We start from the raw sequence: 19,274 nt of genomic DNA, 5'->3' as shown, positions 1-19,274 counted from the left end.
TTACGCGCCGCGCTCCAGCCGGAACACGCTCACCGCTTCCGACAGTTGCGCGGCCTGGTCGCGCAACGCGACGGCCGCGCGCTCGGCATCCGAGATCAGCCTTGCATTCTGCTGCGTCGCGTCGCCGATCTGGGTGACGGCCAGATTCACCTGCTCGATGCCGGTCGATTGCTCGCGCGACGCGGCGCTGATCTCGCCGATCAGCGTGCGGACCTGGTCGACCCGCGCGACGATGTCGCGCATCGTGCCGCGCGCGGCGTCCGCGATCCGGTAACCCTGTTCGACCGTCGTCGACGATTCGGTGCTCAGCGTGTCGATCTCCTTGACCGCGGCCGCGCTGCGTTGCGCGAGCGCGCGCACCTCGGCCGCGACCACTGCGAAGCCCTTGCCGTGTTCGCCCGCGCGGGCGGCCTCGACGGCCGCGTTCAGCGCGAGGATGTTGGTCTGGAACGCGATGCCTTCGATCGCGCCGGTGATCTCGGCGATCCGGCGCGTCGCGCGGCCGATGTCGTCCATCGTCGCGACCACGCGCTGCACCGCGGCGTCGCCGTTCGTCGCGGCGGCCGATGCGTCCGCGACCAGCGCGTTGGCTTGCGCCGCATGCTCGGCGCTCTGCTGCACGGCGGCGGTGATCTGCTCCATGCTCGCGGCCGTCTGTTCGACGCTGCTCGCCTGCGTCGCGATTCGCGCGGCGATGTCGCCGCTGCCGGCCGCGATGCCGACCGTGCCGTGCGCGATGTCGGCCGCGCTGTTGCGCACCTGCGCGACGATTCGCGCGAGGCCGTCGCCGATCCCGTCGACGGCCTGCACGAGCCGGCCGATCTCGTCGTTGCCCGCGCCGTCGTGCGCGTTCGCGCCGTCGCGGATACGCACGCTGAGGTCGCCCGCCGCATAGCGTTCGGACGCGCGTGCGGCGGCTTCCAGCGGCCGGCTCACGACGCGTCGCACGACGATGACGAACAGCGTCGCGAATGCCGCGACGAGCACGGCGCCGATCATCAGGAAGCGATTGCGGGTGGCGCGCATGGTGGCGAGCAGTTCGTCGTCGAGCGCGATGCCGCCGACGAGCCATTGCCACTGCGGAATCGTCGTGAACGACACGACTTTCGCGGTCGGCCCGCGGTCGTGCGCGGCCGGGTCGATCGACGTGTACGCGAGCCGGCCCTGGCCGGCCGCGAGCATCTGCGCGTAGGGCGCGCGCGTGCCGTCGGCCGGTTGGCCCGCCGCATCGGGATGCACGACGAACGCGCCGCGCGACGGGCCCTGCGATGCATCGAGCACGAAGTAGTAGCCGTTGTCGCCGATTTTCAGCGAGCGGATGCCGTCCTCGACGAGCTTGAGCTCGGCGCCGATGTCGAGGCCGACGAACAGCGCGCCGATCACGCGGCCGGACGCGTTGGTCACCGGCCTGTACTGCGTGATGTACGGCCGGCCGAACAGCTTCGCGAGGCCGGTGTAGCTGCGCCCGGCGACGAGCGGCGCGTACGCGGGGCCGGCGCGGTCGAGCTTCGTGCCGACCGCGCGCGCGCCGTCCTGCTTCTTCAGCGACGTCGTGATGCGCACGAAGTCGTCGCCGTCGCGCGCGAAGATCGTCGCGATCGCGCCGCTTTTCTTCAGAAACTGGTCGGGAATCGAATAGTCGAGGTCGAGCGGCTGGCCGCCGGCGGACAGCGTCGGCGCGGCGACGCCGCCGATGTCGACGGTGCGTGCCGGATCGAGCGCGAAGTCGGCCGGCAGGAAGCTCGCGAACAGCGTCATCGCGCGCGTCGCTTCGGCCGACAGCGCCTTGTCGAACAGCTCGACCATCGCGCCGATCGACTGCTCCTTGTCGGCGATCCGTGCGTGCGCCTCGTCGGCGAGTTGCTGGCCGGCAAAATGGGCGAGCGCCCATGCGAAAACGGTGAACAGCAGTGCAACGAGCGCGCACGCCAGCGCGGCAAGACGCGTACCGACGCTCACCCGGCCCAATTGGGTCAATCTCATACGGGATCCTGAGTGGGGAGAGAGGGGCGGAACGCACGCGTCACCGCTTGTTGTAAGGTGATCGGCAGTTTCGGCGAATTCTTTAGCGGCGCGCGCACGACGACGGCATGCGCCGGCTCGACCTGCGGAACCGGATGACGGACGGCTTCAGTGCGTCACGAGCCACGCGACGGCCAGATAGCGGCCGACTTTTGCGATCGTCACGATCGCGAGAAATGTGGGCAGCGGCTCGCGCAGCACGCCGGCGATCATCGTCAGCGGATCGCCGATCACCGGCGCCCAGCTGAGCAGCAGCGACCAGCGGCCGTAGCGCGCATACCAGCGCTCGGCGCGCGCGAGCGCGGACGGCTTGACCGGCAACCAGCGGCGCTCGCGAAAATGCTCGATCCCTCGGCCGAGCGCCCAGTTGATCGCCGACCCCGCGACATTGCCGACGCTCGCGACGAGCACCAGCGCCCACACGGGCTCGCGCCCGGCCAGCAGCAGGCCGGCGAGCACGGCTTCGGATTGCAGCGGGAACAGGGTCGCGGCGACCATCGACACGGCGAACAGGCCGCCGTAGGTGAGCAATTCGGACATCGCGCGATTGTACCGGCCGCGCGGCGGCGAGCCCGGGCCACGCGGCCACGGGATCGCCGGCTCGCGGCGTCATCGGGCATCGGTCGTGCCGAACGGCAAGCGCGAGATCGTCACTCGTCGGCCGGTTCGTCGTCGAGCGTGCCGGCGAACTGTTGAGACGAGAGCGCCATGTCGGATTTCAACGGCGTAGCCGTTCGGGCGCGCTGCCATGCTCACGCGCTCGACCGTCCGCGCGGCCGTTCAATTCCAGCCGACCATGATCGCGCCCATCCCGACGAGCAACCCGCCCGTCACGCGGTTTATCGCACGCATGCGCGCCGGCCGCTGCAACGCGCGGCTCAGCCGGTGCGAGAACAGCGCCATCGACGCGACGCCGCCTGCGAACAGCAGCGCGAACGTCGCGGCGAGCAGCAGGTATTGAAGGTTCAGGCTCCAGTCGGCATTCGGGCTGATGAACTGCGGAAAGAACGACGGAAAGAACAGCAGCGTCTTCGGATTCAGCCCGGAAGTCGCGACGCCGCGCCAGAACAGCGCGCGCCCGGTGTCGGTATTCGGCGCGGCGCTTGCCGTTCCGGCGCCGGCGTCGGCCGGTGCCGCGGCTGCGCCGCCCGGCGCGCGGCTCAGCCATTGCTTGCCGCCGAGCCATACGAGATACGCGGCGCCGGCCCAGCGAAGCACGGTCAGCGCGTGTTCGTCGAGGTGGACCAGCGAATTCAGGCACAGCGCGGTCAATGCGAGTTGCAGCAGCACGGCGAGCGTGCCGCCCCAGACGCACGGCAGCGCGCGGCGCCAGCCGCTGCGCAACGCCTGGTTCATCGTGAGCAGGTTGACGGGGCCGGGCGCATAGATGAGGACGACGGAAGCGGCGAGGAACGACAGATAAAGCTTGAACGACATGACGGACGGGCAGGCAGGAACGGGGAGGCAGGCACCGGCCCCGCACGCGGTCGGATAGGCGTGCGGGCGGCGGGGAATCGCATGCCTGCGGGCCGGCACCGCAACTCGTGATTGCGGCCGTGCGTCCCGCTGCGAGGGGTGTCGCGGGGAGCGTGCCGGCCAGCAGGCATGGAGAAAATGTATCAAGCGGCCCGGTTAAAAGGCTTCCTGTTTTCTGGCAAAACGCACCTGTAACCGGAATCCTGTTCAGATAGAATGCCGATTTTCAGTAGAAGATTCTTCTCGTCATGGCTACTCGCGAACGCACGCCGAAAACGCTCGACAATCAGGACCGCAAGATCCTGAGTGCATTGCAGAAAAATGCGCGTCTGTCGAACGCCGAACTGGCCGAACAGATCGGCATGTCGACCACCGCCTGCTGGAATCGTACGCGGCAACTCGAACTCGACGGCTACATCGACGGCTATGTCGCGCTGGTCAACCAGCGCAAGCTCGGCTACGCGGACATCGTGATCCTCGAAGTCACGCTCGATCGCCACGAGGACGACGCGCTGGCGCGCTTCGGCGCCGAACTGGCGGCGCTGCCGGAGGTGCTCGAGGCGTATCTGGTGTCGGGGGAGTACGACTACTGGATCAAGGTGGCGGTGGACGGCACGGCGGGCTACGAACGCTTCCTGCGCGAAAAGCTGTACCGGATTTCGAGCATCCGGCACAGCCGTTCCATGTTCGCGCTGCGATGCATGAAGGACGTGCCTTCGATTCAAGTGTGACGGAGCGGAGGCGGGCGCGCGGCCGTCGTTGCAACGAGGGGCGTAGGCGGCGAGGCGCTGGCGCGGACGAAACCGGCGAACGGCCGAGGCTCGCCAGGGGCGGCCGGCGGACCCGCAAAAACGGAAGAATCTTCCGCCCGCGATGGCCGGGCACGATCGCGGGCTGGTGGGGAATGGCTTCCGGCTTGAGGCACGCGGCTGCCGGCAATCCACATCGATCCGTATCCGTCGGCGCCGATCTCGGGCTGCACACGGCCTGAAACACGGCCTCGAGACGATCTTGAAACGCTCGCCGCCGGCGAGCGTATTCGGCCGGGATGAGCCCGACCATTTGCTATCTGACCGGCGCGACCGTCGGTTGCCCGGTGCAACAGCCGCTGTCGGCGTGCGTTACCGCAAGCGAATCAAGCGGCCGGCAGTCGGCTCAGCGCGGCAGGCGCGCGTGTGCTTCGGCGATGACTTCGCAGTTCGCGAGATGCAGTGCCCAGGCTTCTGCCAGCAGCTCGCCCACGCGTGCGAGCCAGCCAGTGGATTGGGCGGAACGATCGGAGACATTAGACGTTTGCATGACGAAGCCCCATGTAGGTGGCGAGTTAGGGATAACCCTAATCATAGCGAAGGGCTGCCGTCTTGTGAAATGCGATTTCGTTATATGAGAATTACTGACAATTCCTGTCGCTGCCACGCAACATGAACGTCGGCTGCGCCGGCGTGCCGGACAGGCGCGACGCGGCCGTGCCGGCACGGCTGCGCGTGGAGGAAAAAGGAATTCGAGCGTACGGAACGGGCGCGATTACCGGCCGATCCATCCGAAGCGCCATGACAATCGCCGCGTCGCGGCCCGCAGCGTCTGCGCCAGCTCGCTGTCCGGCCCGCGCGGAAAGCCGCGCGACGAGCCGATGATCGCGATCACGAGCCGGATGCTGCCGGTGTGATCGAACACGGGCGCGGCAATCGTCCCGATGCCCGGCACCGGCGCGTCGAACGCGAAATCGAGTTCGTCCGCGCGGATCGTCGCGAGCCGGGCGCGGAAGGTCGCGTCGTCCGGTGCGACGGGCGCGCCGGCGAGGCGCACGGGCTCGTTGACGAGCAGGTCGGCCAGCACGTCGTCGGACATGCCGGACGCGAAAACCCTGCCGATCGCCGTATTGACGAGCGACATCACGGTGCCGACCTGCAGGCTCACGTGCTGCGGCCGCGCCGATTCCTCGAGCCGGATCACGGTCGGCCCGAGCGGCCCGAGCGTCGCGGCGGCCACGCTCATGTCGGTCGCGGCGGCGAGCGCGACGATCTCGGCTTCCGCGTCGCGCGTCGGCGATACGCGCTGCATCGCGATCAGGCCGAGCGCCTGCGCGAGCGGGCCGCCATCGAAGTAGCCGGCGTCGTCGCGGCTCAGCAAGCCGATCTTCTGCAGGCTCACGAGATGCGGAAACGCCTTCGCGGCCGGCATGCCGGCCGCCGTCGCGAGATCGCGCAGCGGCAGCGCGCAGCCGGCCGACACCAGCGCGAGCAGCAACTCGCCGGTGCTGTCGAGCGCATTGATTCCGCGCTGCGCTTTTGCGTCGTCGGCCAGCGCGGGCGGGACGCGCGCGGCGCCCGGCGCCGGCGCGGGCGCCGGTTCCGCACGCGCGGCGCCGAGCGACGCAGTGGCCTGCCGCGCCGCATCGCGCAAGGCCGCCGCGATCGGGCCGTCCCAGTCGACATCGATCGATCCCGTCGAACCGATTACCGTCAACGCGAGTTGCAGGCGCCCGTGCGCATCGAAAACGGGCACGCACATCCCGCTGACGCCCGGGCTCGGCCGGTCGATGCTGCGTTCGATGCCGCGCGTACGAATCGTGTCGAGTTCGACGTGTTGCGCATCGCCGTGTGGCGCGCCCGACGCGCTGTCGGCGCCGGCGAGCGTATCGCCCGCGCCGGCCTGGCTGGCCGCCATCGCGTCGAGTTGCGCGGCGTCGCCGAACGCGCGGAACACCCGGCCGGTCGCCGTCGTGTCGAGCGACATCACCGAACCGACGTGCAGGTTCATGTGCAGCGGATAGCCGCCGCGCTCGATGCGCACGATCGTCGGGCCGAGCACGCCCGGCACCGACAGCGCGACGCTCAGCCCGACCGTTTCCGCAAGCCGCGCCGCGTGCGGCAGCGTCGCGCGGTAGGCCGGCTGGCGCTCGATCGACATCAGCCCGAGCCGCAGCGACAGCGGGCCGGGCTCGTAGTTGCCGGTGATCGCATCGCGCTTGACGAGCGCGAGCCGCGTCAGGCTCACGAGATAGGTGTGCGCCTGCGCGGTGGAAAGATCGGCCGCCGCGGCCAGCTCCGACAGCCCGAGCGGCTTGCGCCGGCGCGCGAGCGCGTCGAGCAGCCTGCCGCCGACCTCGACACTCTGGATACCGCGCTGCGCCTTGGGCGGCGCATCGTCCGCGCTGACTTCGTGGTTCTGCACGCGATGATTCTTCCGTTGACGAAACCCCGCATGGTATCCGACGCCATTTCTCGCGCCAGCCCGCAGGTTTACCCGTATTAGACAATAACAAGCGTGTTTGTCATTGACAAATATTCGGTGCAGGCAGATGATCCGCTCATTCCCCTCAACACATGGCTCGCAGCCACGGAACGCACAATGGCCAAAGCATTCGCCTCCCAAGCCGATCTGGAAGAGAAGAAAGTCACCTGGACGCAATTGTCCGAGAACGCGTACGCGTACACGGCCGAAGGCGACCCGAATTCGGGCGTGATCGTCGGCGACGACAGCGTGCTGATCGTCGATACGACCGCGACGCCCGCGATGGCGCAGGACCTGATCGCGAAGATCCGCAGCGTGACCGACAAGCCGATCAAGCACGTGGTGCTGTCGCACTACCACGCGGTGCGCGTGCTCGGCGCGTCCGCGTATTTCGACGAAGGCGCGCAGCACGTGATCGCGAGCCGCGGCACGTACGAGATGATCGTCGAGCGCGGCGAGGCCGACATGAAGTCGGAGATCGAGCGCTTTCCGCGCCTGTTCGCCGGCGTCGAGACGGTGCCGGGCCTGACCTGGCCGACGCTCGTGTTCGAGCGCGAGATCACGCTGTTCCTCGGCAAGCTCGAAGTGAAGATCATGCACGTCGGCTCGGGCCACACGAAGGGCGACACGATCGTGTGGCTGCCGTCGCAGAAGGTGCTGTTCTCGGGCGACCTCGTCGAATACGACGCCGCGTGCTATTGCGGCGACGCCCAGCTCGAACAGTGGCCGGCCACGCTCGAGGCGCTGCGCGCGCTCGGCGCGGAGAAGCTCGTGCCGGGCCGCGGCCCCGCGCTGCTGAATCCGGCCGAGGTCGACAAGGGCCTCGACTACACGAAGGATTTCGTCACGACGCTGCTCGCGCAGGGCCGCAAGGCGGTCGAGCGCAATCTCGACCTGAAGGCGGCGATGGCGCTCACGCGCGAAGCGATGGATCCTAAGTTCGGCCACGTGTTCATCTACGAGCACTGTTTGCCGTTCGACGTGTCGCGCGCGTTCGACGAAGCGAGCGGCATCACGCATCCGCGCATCTGGACCGCGCAGCGCGACAAGGAAATGTGGGCCGCGCTGCAGGATTGAGCGGCGCACGGCGGCGGGGTGGCGTTCGCATGACCGCATCGCCGTTTTTCTGAAGGTGGCGGCATTCGCGGCGGCATCGCGCCGCGGTGCCGGCATCCGTTTCCGGTCTCACAACAAAGCAGGGCGCATGCACGCCCTCGGAGACTGCTGCGCGCTCGACGGCGCGCGGCCCGTTTGGAGAGAGACATGCCTCAATCGCTTCCCGCCGAAGCGACGCTCGCGCACGCGAGCGCTTCGGCGTCGACTGCCGCATCCGCATCCGCATCGAGCGATGCGCTGCTGTTCCGCAAGATCGCGTGGCGGATCGTCCCGTTCCTGTTTCTGTGCTACGTCGTGTCGTTTCTCGACCGCATCAACATCGGCTTCGCGCAGTTGCAGATGAAGCACGATCTCGGCTTCAGCGATGCGATGTACGGGCTCGGCGCCGCGGTGTTCTACGTCGGCTACGTGTTCTGCGAAGTGCCGAGCAACATGCTGCTCGCGCGGTTCGGCGCGCGCCGCACGTTCACGCGGATCATGCTGCTGTGGGGCATCGCGTCGACCGGAATGATGTTCGTGTCGCAGCCGTCGCATTTCTACGTGCTGCGCTTCCTGCTCGGCGTGTTCGAGGCCGGCTTCTTCCCCGGCATCGTGCTGTACCTGACCTACTGGTTTCCCGCGAACCGGCGTGCGGCGGCGATCTCCGTGTTCTTCGCGGGCGTCGCGGTGGCCGGCGTGCTCGGCGGGTTGCTGTCCGGCTGGATCATGCGCGACATGAGCGGCGTGCTCGGCCTGCACGGCTGGCAGTGGATGTTCGCGATCGAGGGCGCGCCGGCGATTCTGCTCGCATTCGCCGCGTTCACGTTCCTCGTCGACCGGCCCAGCGACGCCGCGTGGCTCACGTCCGACGAAAAGGCGCGCGTCGCCGCGCTGTGCGCCGAAGGCCGCGCACACGGCGGCGCGCACGACGGGCGCAGCGTGATGGCCGCGCTCGCGAACCCGCGCGTGTACCTGTTCGCGTTCGTGTATTTCTCGCTGACTTGCGCGTCGCTGACGCTCAACTTCTGGATGCCGCTGATGATCCGCGACTTCGGCGTGACCGACGTCGTCGCCGTGAGCCTCTACACGGTCGTGCCGAACGCGGTGGGGGCGGTCGGGCTGATCCTGATCGCGCGCCGCTCGGATCGCACCGGCGAGCGCCGCAAGCACTTCGCGTGCTGCACGATAGGCGGCGGGCTCGCGCTCGCGGCGCTGACGCTGCACCTGCACAGCTTCGTGGCGATGCTCGCGTGCCTGTCGATCGCGGCGACGCTGATCTTCGCCGCGCTGCCGATCTTCTGGGCCGTGCCGACCCGCTACCTGTCCGGCAACGCGGCCGCGGCCGGGATCGCGCTGATCAGCAGCATCGGGATCACGAGCGGCATCGTCAGCCCGTGGGTGATCGGGATGATCCGCACGCGCACGGGCAGCATGGATCTGGCCGTGTATCTGCTCGCCGCGCTGCTGGTCGCGAGCGGCGTGGCGCTGATGGTCGGCGTGAAGGGCGAAGGCGCGCGGCGCGGTTGAACGGGCAATGGCCGGTCGTCGCCCGCGGGCGGCGGCGACCGGCGTTCATCCCCGTCCGCACCGGAATCCGTCGAGGAGACGATCGATGTCAGCCCCTCTGCAAGCACACGTCGCGCGCGACGGCGCGACCGACGACGCGTTGTACCGCCGCATCGGCGCGCGGATCGTGCCGTTCCTGTTCATCTGCTACATCGTGTCGATTCTGGATCGCAGCAACATCGGCTTCGCGCAGTTGCAGATGCGGCAGGACCTCGGCCTGACCGATGCGATGTACAGCCTCGGCGCGGTGCTGTTCTTCGTGGGCTACGTGCTGTTCGAGGTGCCGAGCAATGCCCTGCTGCGCCGCTACGGCGCGCGCCGTACGTTCGCGCGGATCATGTTCCTGTGGGGTGCGGTGTCGGTCGCGATGATCGCCGTCGACAGCGCGAAGCACTTCTACGTGCTGCGTTTCCTGCTCGGGCTGTTCGAGGCCGGGTTCTTTCCGGGCGTGGTGTTCTACCTGACGTACTGGTATCCGGCGCGGCGACGCGCGGCGGTGCTGTCGATTTTCTACGCGGGTGTCGCGGTGGCCGGGATGGTCGGCGGGCTGCTGTCGGGCTGGCTCATGCGCGGGATGTCCGGCGTGCTCGGTCTGCACGGCTGGCAATGGATGTTCGCGATCGAAGGCGCGCCCGCGATCCTGCTCGGCGTGATCGCGTGGTTCTGGCTGTGCGATCGTCCGGAGCACGCACGCTGGCTGTCCGACGCCGACCGGCAGCGGCTCGCGGCCGACCTGGCCGCCGATCGCATCGGCGCCGGCACGCAGGCGCCGCATTCGCTGCGGCAGGTGTTGGCCGAACCGCGTACATACCTGTTCGCGTTCATCTACTTCTCGCTGACCACCGCGCTGCTGATGCTGCTGTTCTGGATGCCGCTGATGATTCGCGAATTCGGCATCCACGACGTCGTGCAGATCAGCCTGTTGTCGGTCGTGCCGAATGCGATCGGCGCGGTTGGCCTGATCGCGATCGCGCGGCGCTCGGATCGCAAGTGCGAGCGGCGCCGGCATTTCGCCGCGTGTGCGTTCGGCGGCGCGCTGGCGCTCGCGTTGCTGACGCTGCACCTGCCGAGCATCGTCGCGATGATGGCGCTGCTGTCGGTCGCGGCCATGCTGATCTTCGCCGCGCATCCGGTGTTCTGGGCCGTCCCGTCCGCGTATTTCTCGGGCGCCGGCGCGGCGGGCGGGATCGCGCTGATCAGCAGCATCGGCGTGTCGAGCGGGATGATCACACCCTGGCTCGTCGGGTTGATCCGCACGCGAACCGGCAGCATGGACCCGGCGATGCTGATGATCGCGGCGCTGCTGGCTGCGTGCGCGGTCGCGATGCTGCTGGGCGTGCCGAAAGGCGCACGCGCCACGCGGCAGACGGTCCCCCATTCGACGAGCGGCGCAAGGGCCCGCTGACGATCGACGCGCTTGCGCGTACGATCCGCCGGCGGTCCCGGAGCGCGCCTAGCGAGCCGGCGCGTAGCGCGGCGCGGGCGTATCGGCCGACAAATGCGGCGCCATCGTGCGGCGCGCAGCCTCGTACGCCTCCCATTCGTCGCCCGCGTGCAGCGACGGGATCGTCACGAGTTCGCCGCGATCGAATCCGACCAGCGCCGCATCGACCAGGTCCGTCGCCCTCATCACGATCTCTTTGGGCAGGTGCTCGAGCGGCAGGCCGCCCGTCTGCCAGAAATCGGTGGCCGTCGCGCCGGGCAGCACGGCCTGTACCTGCACGCCCTGGCCGGCGAGCTCGTGGTGCAGCGACTGGCTGAATGCGAGCACGAACGCCTTGCTGCCGCCGTACACGCCGTTCAGCGTTTCCGGCGAGATCGCGACGATCGACGAAATGTTGATCACCGCGCCGTGGCCGCGTGCGACGAAACCGGGCACGGCCGCATAGGTCAGGCGCGTGAGCGCGGTCACGTTCAGGTCGATCATCCGCGTCATCGCATCAACGTCGCTGTCGAGCAGCGGCGCATGCGTGCCGATGCCGGCGTTGTTCACGAGCAGCGTGATGCTCGCGTCCTGTTTCAGCTTCGCTTCGACAGCGGCGAGCGCCGTGCGGTCGTTGAGGTCCGCGTCGACGATCTCGATGCTGCGCTGCGTGTCGTTCGTGATGCGGTCGGCGAGGGCGCCGAGCCGGTCGCGGCTGCGCGCGACGAGGATCAGGTCGTAGCCGCGGCGCGCGAGGCGATCCGCGTAGACGGCGCCGATGCCCGACGATGCGCCGGTAATGAGGGCGGTACCGCGATGTGCTTGCGTCATGATGTACTCCGTTTCGCTGAGGATGGCCGGATGGCGTGAACGCATTCTGGCCTCGAAGCGTTGCGACGCAAATGACGTAGATGGGTATGATTCCGGACATCGGGCCAATCGACACGCGACCGGAGAACGCACATGCACCGAATCGGCTTCTTGATCAGCGACGGCTTTCAGATCATGGCGCTCGCCGCGCAGTCGGTGTTCGAGTACGCGAACATGGGGCTGGACACGCCGTTCTATGCGATGGGCAACTACTCGGTCGACGGCGGCGACGTCCGCTCGTCGCTCGGGCTGCCGGTCGCCACGCGCGCGTTGCGCGGCCGGCTCGGCGTCGATACGTGGATCGTCGCGGGCGTCAACGATCCGCTCGCCGCGCCGGCGCCGGCCGGCGTCGTCGCTTACCTGCGCCGCGCGAGCGCGCATGCGCGGCGGATTGCCGGCATCTGCACGGGCGCATTCGTGCTGGCCGAGGCCGGGCTGCTCGCGCAGCGTCGCGCGACCACGCACTGGGCGTTCGGTCGCGACATGCAGCGGCACTACCCGGAGATTCGCGTCGAGGACGATCGGATCTTCATCGTCGACGGCCCGATCTGGACGTCGGCCGGGATGACGGCCGGGCTCGATCTCGCGCTCGCGATGGTGGAAAAGGACCTCGGCGCCGACGCCGCGCGGTCGGTCGCGCACAAGCTGGTGATGCATCAGCGCCGGGCCGGCGGCCAGTCGCAGCATTCGGAAATGCTCGATCTCGCGCCGAAATCCGACCGGATCCAGAACGCGCTCGACTACGCACGCCGGAATCTCGGTCGCGCGCTGACCGTCGAGGTGCTGGCCGAAGCCGTCCATCTGAGCCCGCGCCAGTTCAGCCGCGTGTTTACGCTAGAAACCGGGCAGTCGCCCGCGAAGGCGATCGAGCGGCTGCGGCTCGAATCGGCGCGGCTGATGATCGAACAGAGCCGTCATCCGCTCGACGTGATCGCGAAGGAAAACGGTTTTCGCGACCGCCGGCACATGCGCGACGCGTTCGTGCGCGGGTTCGGCGTGCCGCCGCAGGCGTTGCGGCGCGATGCGCGGGCGGACGCGCCGGCAGCGGGCTGACGAGCCGGCGGGGCGGCAGGCGCCGTTCGACGCGTGCCGGCAAAATCGCGCAGAATCTCCATCGACGTTCGTCGCGAGGAGACACCATGCACGCTGTACCGTTCGACATTGCGATCCCCGAGCCCGCGCTCGACGATTTGCGTCGGCGCGTGCGCGACACCCGCCCGCCGAACCTGACGCCCGCCGAGCCGTGGCAGCAGGGCATCGACGGCGCGTGGCTGCGCGAATTGGCCGCGTACTGGGCCGACGGCTTCGATTGGCGCGCGGCGGAACGCGCGCTGAACCGGCTGCCGCAGTTCGTCGCGGACGTCGGCGGGCGGCGTGTGCATTTCGTGCATCGGCGCGGTACGGGGCCGAAACCCTATCCGATCGTCGTCACGCACGGCTGGCCGGGTTCCGCATTCGAATTCCACGCGCTGATCGATCGCCTGTGCGATCCGGCCGCGTTCGGCGGCGATCCGGACGACGCGTTCGACATCGTCGCGCCGTCGCTACCCGGCTTCCTGTTCTCTCCCGCACCGGCGGCGCCCGGCACGTCCGCGCTTCAGGTCGCCGACTGCTGGGCGGAATTGATGGCCGGCCTCGGTTACCGCCGGTTCGGCGCGCAGGGCGGCGATCTGGGCGCAGGCGTGTCGATCGCGCTCGGTGCGCGGCACGAGGGCGTGGTCGACGGCATCCATCTGAACTACCTGCCGGGCAACTACGACCCGCCGATCGATGCGGCGCTGCCGCCGACCGACGACGAGCAGGCGTTCCTGAAGCAGCGCGGCGATTGGGCGGCGCTCGAAGGCGGATACGCGCACGTCCACATGACGAAACCGCAGACGCTGGCGGTCGCGCTCAACGATTCGCCGCTCGGGCTGGCCGCGTGGATCGCCGAGAAATTCCGTGCGTGGAGCGATTGCGACGGCGACGTCGCGCGCCGTTTTTCGCACGACACGCTGCTGACCGGCATATCGCTCTACTGGTTCACCGGCTGCATCGGCTCGTCGATGCAGATGTATTGGGAGAACCGGCTGCAGCCGATGCGCTTCGCGCCCGGGCAGCGCGTGGCGGTGCCGGTCGCGTTCGCGCGCTTTCCGAAGGAGATCAGCCGGCCGCCGCGCAGTTGGCTCGAACGCGTATTCGACGTGGTGCAGTGGACCGACATGCCGAGCGGCGGCCACTTCGCGGCGATGGAGGAGCCGGACTTGCTGGCCGACGATATTCGGCGGTTTTTCAGGCGCTTCCGGTAACGGGAGGCAAGCCGGCGGGCGCAAACCTGCACCGGACCTCGCTCACGCGGGACGGGAGCGGCCGATGCGGATCGCGCCGCCTGGCTTACCGCGTAACGAACGCCGTGGCGGCATCCGGCGCCGTACGCGCATGCTTGCGCTGGCGCAGCAGCGCAACGCGGCAATTCTCGCGCGCCGTTTCGCGGCCGTCGTCGTCGAGCAGCACGAGATCGCCGCGCATCACGTTCAGCGTGATCACGTCCTCGCCCGGCGCGCCGAGCGTTTCCGGCGTGTGTACCGAGCCGGCCGGTTCGAGCACCGTCGAACCGGCGTGCGCGATCCAGTCGTATTCGCGGTAGCGCCACGCACCCTGCAACGTATGGACGAACACCTCGCCGTCGTGACGGTGGCGCGGCAGCGTGCCGCCGGCCGGCATCTTCAGCAGTGCGGTCAGCGTATCCTCGGCCGCATTGATGTGCAGGTACTTGATCGCGAGCCCCGGCAGGTCGGCGCTCATCGGCAACCACGGCAGCGCGTCGCCGGGCAGGCACGAGATCGGCGGCAGGTCGGTGGAGAGCGGGGCGGACGGCTGCGTCATGGCGGAAGGCGGAGCGAAAACGGGAAGCCCGCATTATCGCAGAGCCGGATCGCGCGGCCGAACGGATGCGGCGCCGCGCTGAACACGTGCGCGACGGGCCGATCCTTACGCGCTGAAATATACAGTCAAACTGTACAGTTTGACTGTCGACATGCTATCTTGAATTCATGAACCCGCCATCGTCCCCTCCCGACACGCTCCCGCTGGCCGGTCTCGCCGGCGAACTCCGTATCTCGGTCGGCAAGCTGATGCGGCGGATGCGCGAGCAGACCCATCCGAACGACCTCACGTCCTCGCAGAAATCGGTGTTGCTGCGGCTCGATCGCGACGGCCCGGCGACCGTGTCGGCGCTCGCGCGTGCCGAAAGCGTGCGCCCGCAGTCGATGCGCGTGACGGTCGCGACGCTCGAGGCGCTCGGCGCGGTCGCCGGCGCGCCCGATCCCCGCGACGGCCGGCAGACGCTGATCGCGCTCACGCCCGGTTTCCGTAAGGTGCTGCAAGCGAATCGCGCGGCCAAGGACGACTGGCTGTTTCGCGCGCTGCACGCGCAACTGTCGGCGGCGGAACAGGCCGAGCTGGCGGCGGCCGTGAAGCTGTTGCAGCGGCTCGCCGAATTCCAGGACCCGGCGCGTCCGTGAACCGTATCGGCCCGCTCGCCGAAAGGATGGCCCGTCCATGAACCTCCTGCATCTCGTGTCGTACTTCTTCGGCGGCGCGTTTCTCGCGAACGCCGTGCCGCATCTCGTCAGCGGGCTGCGCGGCGAGCCGTTCCAGACGCCGTTCGCGCATCCGCCCGGGCGGGGGCTGTCGTCGTCCACCGTGAACGTGGTGTGGGGCGTCGTGAACCTCGTCATTGCTTATGCGCTGGTGTGTCGGGTCGGCGATTTCGACCTGAAGGTCACGGCCGACGCGGCGGCGTTCGGGCTCGGCATCCTGGTGCTGGGGCTGATTCTCGCGCGGCACTTCGGCGCATTGCACGGCGGCAACGCGCCTGACCGGGAGCGGCGATGAGCGTGCCGGCCGCGGGCGTGTTCCGCTCGCTTCGCAGCTTCAACTATCGCGTGTGGGCGATCGGCTCGCTGGTGTCGAACATCGGCACGTGGATCCAGCGTACCGCGCAGGACTGGCTCGTCCTCACGCAGCTCACGCATCACGACGCGTCGGCGGTCGGCACGGTGATGGCGCTGCAGTTCGGGCCGCAGCTGCTGCTGTTGCCGTGGACCGGCTACGCGGCCGACCGCTACGACCAGCGCAAGTTGCTGATGGCGACGCAGGCGCTGATGGGCGCACTGGCGCTCGTGCTCGGCGTGCTGACGGTTACCGGCGCGGTGCGGCTCGAGCACGTGTACGTGTTCGCGTTCCTGTTCGGCTGCGCATCGGCGTTCGACGCGCCGGTGCGGCAGACCTTCGTCGCCGAACTGGTCGGCGACCGCGAACTCGCGAATGCGGTGGCGCTCAATTCGACGTCGTTCAACGCCGCGCGGATGGTCGGTCCGGCGGCGGCGGGCTTCCTGATCGCATCGGTCGGCACCGGCTGGGCGTTTCTCGCGAACGGGCTCAGTTTCTTCGCGGTACTGGCGTCGCTGTCGCGGCTTCGGGAAGACGAGCTGCGCGCGACCGTGCGGGCAAACCGCTCTCGCAGCAGCCTGCTCGACGGGTTCCGTTACGTGTGGCGCCGGCCGGACCTGACGGCGATTCTCGCGATGCTGTTCCTGATCGGCACGTTCGGGCTCAATTTCCAGCTGTACATTTCGACGATGGCCGCCAGCGTGTTCCACGTCGATGCGCGCGGGTTCGGTTTCCTGTCGTCGATGATGGCGGTGGGCACGATCTCGGGCGCGCTGCTCGCCGCGCGCCGCGAGCAGCCGCGGTTCCGCCATCTGTGGATCGGCGCGGCGCTGTTCGGGCTCGGCTGCACGTTCGCCGCGCTGGCGCCCGGTTACTGGTCGTTCGCCGCCGCGCTGGTGCTGACCGGGATCGCCGCGATCACCTTCATGAATTCGACCAACAGCCTGATGCAGTTGTCCACCGAGCCGGCGATGCGCGGCCGCGTGATGGCGCTGCGCCTCGCGGTCGCGCTCGGCGGCACGCCGATCGGCGCGCCGGTGGCCGGCTGGGTCGCGAACCATCTCGGCCCGCGCTGGGCGCTCGGGGTCGGTGCGGCGTCCGGTTTCGCGGCGGCGCTCGTCGCGACCCATTTCGTCGCACGCAAGCGGGCGCCGCCGCGGGCGGGCGACGGCGCGGCCTGATCGAAACGAACGCCGCCGCTATGCCGCCGGCCGCGTTGCCGCATGCGCGGCGTCGAGGCACGACTGGAACAGCAGCGCGGCCCGCGACGGCTGCGGCGAGCGTCGCAGCAAGCTCACGAACCGGCACCGGTAATTGAACCGGTGCGGCGCGATCGGCTGCATCAGCCCCTTGCTTTCGAAACTTTCCGCGTAGTGATCGGGCAGGAAGCCGAGATAGCGGCCGGACAGGATCAGCGTCGCGATCGACTCCTGATCCGACGCGGTCGCGCTGCGCGTGAGCTTCGCGCGATGGCTCAGCTCCATGTTCGGCGAATGGAAGCCGAGCCCCGCGAACGCATGGTTGCGGATCGTCGTCCACGTGAGCTTGCCGTGCGGCGCATCGAAGAGCGGATGCTGGCGGCCGCAGTACAGCAGCATCCGTTCGTCGAACAGCGCCGAATAGACGAGGCTGCCCGAGTTGCGGTGCACGGGAATGATCCCGATCTGATAGCTGCCGTCGATCACCCCGCGCTCGACCTCGTTGATCGACGCGACGTGCAGGTTCAGCGCGACGTCGGGCGCTTCGTCGGCGAACTGGCGGATCGCGTCGCCGAGCCGGGCATTCGCGTTGGTGGCCGTCTTGTCGAACACCGCGATGTGGAGTTCTCCGCCCATCTTGTCGTGAATGCCGTCGATCCTGCTGCGAAAAGCTTCCATCGAAGCGAGCAGCCGCAGCGTCTCCTCGTACACCGTCTGGCCCTCGGGCGTCAGCGTGAAGCCCGCGCGGCCGCGCCGGCACAGCACGAGGCCAAGCCGCGTTTCCAGATCCTTCACGTGCCGGCTGATCGTCGAGATGCCGATATTCAGTTCCAGTTCGGCGGCCGCCATCCCGCCGCACTGCACGACGCCCTTGAAGACCCGCAGCAGGCGCAGATCCATGTCGCTGAGCTGCCCGAGCAGCGCGCGGCTCTTCGGTTTCTTTGCTTGCATGATCGAGCAAGTGAACATTGATATTGCGATATTCAAAAGACTAATTGTCGTCCCGACAATGTGCAACATCATCACGAGGAGGAGGGGCGCGCCGCGCCGACCGACATGACCGACATCACCACCGTCCAGCACGACGACACGAATCTCCGCACCGACGCCGCGTGGCTCGATGCGCACTGGATGCCGTTCACGGCCAACCGCCAGTTCAAGGCCGATCCGCGCATGATCGTGTCCGGCAAGGGCGCGTATTACACCGACGGCGAAGGCCGCAAGATCTTCGACGGCCTGTCGGGGCTCTGGTGCACGGGCCTCGGTCACGGCCGCACGGAAATCGTCGAAGCCGTGAGCCGCCAGGTCGCGCAGCTCGACTACGCGCCGGCGTTCCAGTTCGGCCATCCGAAATCGTTCGAGCTCGCCAACAAGATCAAGGAACTGACGCCGGCCGGCCTCGACTACGTGTTCTTCACGGGCTCGGGCTCGGAAGCGGCCGACACGTCGCTGAAGCTGGCCCGCGCGTACTGGCGCGCGAAGGGCAAGGGCACGAAAACGCGCCTGATCGGCCGCGAGAAGGGTTACCACGGCGTGAATTTCGGCGGCATCTCGGTCGGCGGGATCGGGCCGAACCGCAAGCTGTTCGGTCAGGGCATCGACGCCGATTTCCTGCCGCATACGCAACTGGCCGAGAACAAGTTTTCGCGCGGCATGCCCGAGCACGGCGCCGAGCTGGCCGACCGGCTGCTCGAGCTGATCGCGCTGCACGACGCATCGAACATCGCGGCCGTGATCGTCGAGCCGTTCTCGGGTTCGGCGGGCGTGGTCGTGCCGCCGAAGGGCTATCTGAAGCGCCTGCGCGAGATCTGTACCGCGCACGACATCCTGCTGATCTTCGACGAGGTCATCACGGGCTTCGGCCGCGCCGGCGCGATGACGGGCGCCGACGCATTCGGCGTGGTGCCGGACATCATGAACTTCGCGAAGCAGGTGACGAACGGCGCGCAGCCGCTCGGCGGCGTGATCGCGACGAAGGAGATCTACGACACGTTCATGGCCGCGGGCGGCCCCGAGTACATGCTCGAGTTCCCGCACGGCTACACGTATTCGGCGCATCCGGTCGCATGCGCGGCCGGCGTCGCGGCGCTCGACCTGCTGGTGAAGGAAGACGCGGTGGCACGCGTGCGCGATCTCGCGCCGCATTTCGAGGCGGCCGTGCACGGGCTGAAGGGCCAGCGCCACGTCGCGGACATCCGCAACTACGGGCTGGCCGCCGGCCTGACGATCGCCGCGTTGCCGGGCGAGCCGGCACGGCGCCCGTACGAGATCGCGATGCGCTGCTGGGCGAAGGGCTTCTACGTGCGCTACGGCGGCGACACGATCCAGCTCGCGCCGCCGTTCATCGCCGAGAAGCGCGAGATCGACAACCTGGTCAACGCGCTGTCCGACGCACTGAACGAAGTGGACTGAGCCCACGCTCGTTCCAAGCGACAACCGAATTCACGAAAGAGCCT

General features: G+C 68.5%; 18 protein-coding genes. 10 read left to right on the top strand and 8 right to left on the bottom strand.

Translation table 11 applies throughout. The features are described from left to right. The 3 genes from WT24_RS24935 to WT24_RS24925 form a co-directional block, all read right to left on the bottom strand. Positions 1–1,983 (bottom strand): methyl-accepting chemotaxis protein, encoded by a 1,983-nt coding sequence (locus WT24_RS24935; protein WP_060036151.1) that lies wholly within the window; start codon positions 1,981–1,983, stop codon positions 1–3. 147 nt (positions 1,984–2,130) lie between these two features. Further along, entirely contained in the window at positions 2,131–2,562 is a 432-nt protein-coding gene (locus WT24_RS24930; protein WP_060036150.1) for a YqaA family protein, read from the bottom strand. A 240-nt stretch (positions 2,563–2,802) separates the two neighbouring features. Continuing rightward, the gene (locus WT24_RS24925; RefSeq protein ID WP_060036149.1) at positions 2,803–3,459 is read right to left on the bottom strand and encodes a LysE family translocator; all 657 of its coding nucleotides are present in this window, start codon (positions 3,457–3,459) and stop codon (positions 2,803–2,805) included. 287 nt (positions 3,460–3,746) lie between these two features. Between WT24_RS24925 and WT24_RS24920 the strand changes: the two genes are divergently transcribed. Further along, on the top strand, positions 3,747–4,229 hold the full coding sequence (locus WT24_RS24920) for an Lrp/AsnC family transcriptional regulator (RefSeq protein ID WP_059505137.1): 483 nt from the start codon (positions 3,747–3,749) through the stop codon (positions 4,227–4,229). A 424-nt stretch (positions 4,230–4,653) separates the two neighbouring features. On the opposite strand, the gene WT24_RS24915 is transcribed toward WT24_RS24920, so the two are convergent. Together WT24_RS24915 and WT24_RS24910 are read right to left on the bottom strand one after the other, a co-directional pair. Beyond that, positions 4,654–4,797 (bottom strand): hypothetical protein, encoded by a 144-nt coding sequence (locus tag WT24_RS24915; RefSeq protein WP_257127371.1) that lies wholly within the window; start codon positions 4,795–4,797, stop codon positions 4,654–4,656. A gap of 225 nt (positions 4,798–5,022) precedes the next feature. Then, positions 5,023–6,672: an IclR family transcriptional regulator gene (locus WT24_RS24910; protein ID WP_060036148.1), complete on the bottom strand. Its 1,650-nt coding sequence runs from the start codon at positions 6,670–6,672 to the stop codon at positions 5,023–5,025. Between the two features lie 177 nt (positions 6,673–6,849). Between WT24_RS24910 and WT24_RS24905 the strand changes: the two genes are divergently transcribed. The 3 genes from WT24_RS24905 to WT24_RS24895 all read left to right on the top strand — a co-directional run bounded on the left by WT24_RS24905 (position 6,850) and on the right by WT24_RS24895 (position 10,798). Beyond that, the gene (locus WT24_RS24905) at positions 6,850–7,809 is read left to right on the top strand and encodes an MBL fold metallo-hydrolase (protein WP_034204902.1); all 960 of its coding nucleotides are present in this window, start codon (positions 6,850–6,852) and stop codon (positions 7,807–7,809) included. Between the two features lie 186 nt (positions 7,810–7,995). Next, positions 7,996–9,354 carry an MFS transporter gene (locus WT24_RS24900; protein WP_060036147.1) on the top strand — a complete coding sequence of 453 codons (1,359 nt, stop codon included), beginning with the start codon at positions 7,996–7,998 and terminating at the stop codon, positions 9,352–9,354. A gap of 85 nt (positions 9,355–9,439) precedes the next feature. Next, complete coding sequence (locus tag WT24_RS24895) at positions 9,440–10,798, top strand: MFS transporter (protein ID WP_059505146.1); 1,359 nt, start codon at positions 9,440–9,442, stop codon at positions 10,796–10,798. Positions 10,799–10,846: 48 nt separating this feature from the next. Here WT24_RS24895 and WT24_RS24890 read toward each other — a convergent pair whose 3' ends face one another. Beyond that, positions 10,847–11,647, bottom strand: a complete 801-nt coding sequence (locus WT24_RS24890) for an SDR family oxidoreductase (RefSeq protein WP_060036220.1) — start codon at positions 11,645–11,647, stop codon at positions 10,847–10,849. Between the two features lie 132 nt (positions 11,648–11,779). Here WT24_RS24890 and WT24_RS24885 point away from each other — a divergent pair, with 132 nt between their 5' ends. Further along, positions 11,780–12,739 (top strand): GlxA family transcriptional regulator, encoded by a 960-nt coding sequence (locus WT24_RS24885; protein WP_060036146.1) that lies wholly within the window; start codon positions 11,780–11,782, stop codon positions 12,737–12,739. Between the two features lie 86 nt (positions 12,740–12,825). After that, positions 12,826–13,974 (top strand): epoxide hydrolase family protein, encoded by a 1,149-nt coding sequence (locus WT24_RS24880; protein ID WP_060036145.1) that lies wholly within the window; start codon positions 12,826–12,828, stop codon positions 13,972–13,974. A gap of 85 nt (positions 13,975–14,059) precedes the next feature. On the opposite strand, the gene WT24_RS24875 is transcribed toward WT24_RS24880, so the two are convergent. Then, positions 14,060–14,551 (bottom strand): 2,4'-dihydroxyacetophenone dioxygenase family protein, encoded by a 492-nt coding sequence (locus WT24_RS24875; RefSeq protein ID WP_034202382.1) that lies wholly within the window; start codon positions 14,549–14,551, stop codon positions 14,060–14,062. 167 nt (positions 14,552–14,718) lie between these two features. On the opposite strand from WT24_RS24875, the gene WT24_RS24870 reads away from it, so the two are divergent. From WT24_RS24870 to WT24_RS24860, 3 genes are read left to right on the top strand one after another with little or no spacing between them, the layout of a single operon-like run. Further along, entirely contained in the window at positions 14,719–15,189 is a 471-nt protein-coding gene (locus tag WT24_RS24870) for a MarR family winged helix-turn-helix transcriptional regulator (RefSeq protein WP_059505153.1), read from the top strand. A gap of 37 nt (positions 15,190–15,226) precedes the next feature. Then, positions 15,227–15,562 (top strand): hypothetical protein, encoded by a 336-nt coding sequence (locus tag WT24_RS24865; RefSeq protein WP_059789447.1) that lies wholly within the window; start codon positions 15,227–15,229, stop codon positions 15,560–15,562. Beyond that, a complete protein-coding gene (locus WT24_RS24860) occupies positions 15,559–16,800 on the top strand; it encodes an MFS transporter (protein WP_060036144.1) in 1,242 nt (413 codons plus the stop codon). The genes WT24_RS24865 and WT24_RS24860 overlap by 4 nt, the downstream gene beginning before the upstream one ends. 18 nt (positions 16,801–16,818) lie before the next feature. Here WT24_RS24860 and WT24_RS24855 read toward each other — a convergent pair whose 3' ends face one another. Next, positions 16,819–17,769: a LysR family transcriptional regulator gene (locus tag WT24_RS24855; RefSeq protein ID WP_059505491.1), complete on the bottom strand. Its 951-nt coding sequence runs from the start codon at positions 17,767–17,769 to the stop codon at positions 16,819–16,821. A gap of 105 nt (positions 17,770–17,874) precedes the next feature. Here WT24_RS24855 and WT24_RS24850 point away from each other — a divergent pair, with 105 nt between their 5' ends. Then, on the top strand, positions 17,875–19,230 hold the full coding sequence (locus WT24_RS24850; RefSeq protein ID WP_060036219.1) for an aspartate aminotransferase family protein: 1,356 nt from the start codon (positions 17,875–17,877) through the stop codon (positions 19,228–19,230). Positions 19,231–19,274: the final 44 nt, after the last annotated feature.

Origin of the sequence: Burkholderia sp. MSMB1078WGS (assembly GCF_001528895.1) — a bacterium.
Lineage (GTDB): Bacteria > Pseudomonadota > Gammaproteobacteria > Burkholderiales > Burkholderiaceae > Burkholderia.
This window is presented reverse-complemented; position numbering and strand designations above follow the sequence as displayed.